We start from the raw sequence: 1,216 nt of genomic DNA, 5'->3' as shown, positions 1-1,216 counted from the left end.
CTTGATAAAGTTCGTATAAACTTTTTCCTTTCCATAGAGAATTCTTATCAGAAATAAAAAATTCATTTTCTCGGTAATCAATCGTAAGAGTATCGGCAGTGTAAGTTTGCAGTTTGATGGCATCGGCTCCTGCATCAACGGCAGCATCTACAATTTGCAAAGCCCTTTCCAACGATTGATTATGATTACCCGACATCTCGGCAATCAGAAAAGGCTTGTGATTTGGACTAATTATTCGGTTTTGAATTTGAATTGGGTGCATTTTGAACTATTGGGATTTTTCTATTTTTAGAATGTACTTTATTCCATCTTTTACAAAAAAAGCAGGATATTGCTCATTATCACAGACTCGTAAAAGATTAAATTGTTCATTTATTGTTTTATTGATATCTAACTCACTGTCTTTGGGAGTTCTTTTTGGATAATAAGTAGGCTTTCCTATCTGCTTTTTCCCTTGTATATTAGGATATTTTTCAACAAAGGCTTTAATTAACTTCACGATAGTCTGACCTAATTTCGCTTGTAGCTCTGGAAGCAGTTCGTGTCCTTCAAATACTAATTTGTCTTGTAAGTAAATATCTCCTGCATCTACTTGCAGAACTGCTTCGAAAAGGGAAACTACAATTTCATTTTTCCCTTCCAAAATCTGCCAGGTTAGTGGCGACCAACCTCTTCCTTTTGGTAAATCACTTGCATGAACAACTATATTATGTTTGTTTAGGTGCAAATCTTTGAAAATATTTTGGCAAGAAAGAAGGAAAAGAATATCACCTTCTACAACTTCTTGACTATTATGTATTAAACAACTTTCATATTTAAGGGACAGAAAATACTCGTTTAATTCTTTTGCGTAGGGAATGATGTAGGATTTGATGTTATCAACTAATATTTGAATTCTCATAGCCGTAGGGAATGATTTAGGATTTGATGTTATCAACTAATATTTGAATTCTCATAGCCAAAGAATTGAGGATATGATTTTATTTGGCATCGCTTTGATACGATTTATGTTGCCATTGGTGTTATCTATGATGTTTTTTATAATTGATAGATACTTTTCCTTTGTGATGTTTGTAATACTCTTTAATTCGGAAGTAGCATAAGAGTTACATAACCCTGTGTATATTGCCTTTTGGTTGTCTGCATAATACCCCACCACCAAATACATTCCCACTGCCAGACATTCGTATGCTACACTACTTGCAGGCACAATACC

3 protein-coding genes are annotated in these 1,216 nt (G+C 34.0%); all 3 read right to left on the bottom strand.

The features are described from left to right. Positions 1–262, bottom strand: a 262-nt coding sequence (locus NZ519_13945) for an N-acetylneuraminate synthase family protein (GenBank protein MCS7029854.1), incomplete at its 3' end; no start/stop codon positions are given. 6 nt (positions 263–268) lie between these two features. After that, positions 269–901 (bottom strand): methionyl-tRNA formyltransferase, encoded by a 633-nt coding sequence (locus NZ519_13940; GenBank protein ID MCS7029853.1) that lies wholly within the window; start codon positions 899–901, stop codon positions 269–271. A 51-nt stretch (positions 902–952) separates the two neighbouring features. Further along, the coding region (locus tag NZ519_13935) for a hypothetical protein (GenBank protein ID MCS7029852.1) at positions 953–1,216 on the bottom strand (264 nt) is incomplete at its 5' end.

It is taken from the genome of Bacteroidia bacterium (assembly GCA_025056095.1).
Classification (GTDB): domain Bacteria; phylum Bacteroidota; class Bacteroidia; order JANWVE01; family JANWVE01; genus JANWVE01.
This window is presented reverse-complemented; position numbering and strand designations above follow the sequence as displayed.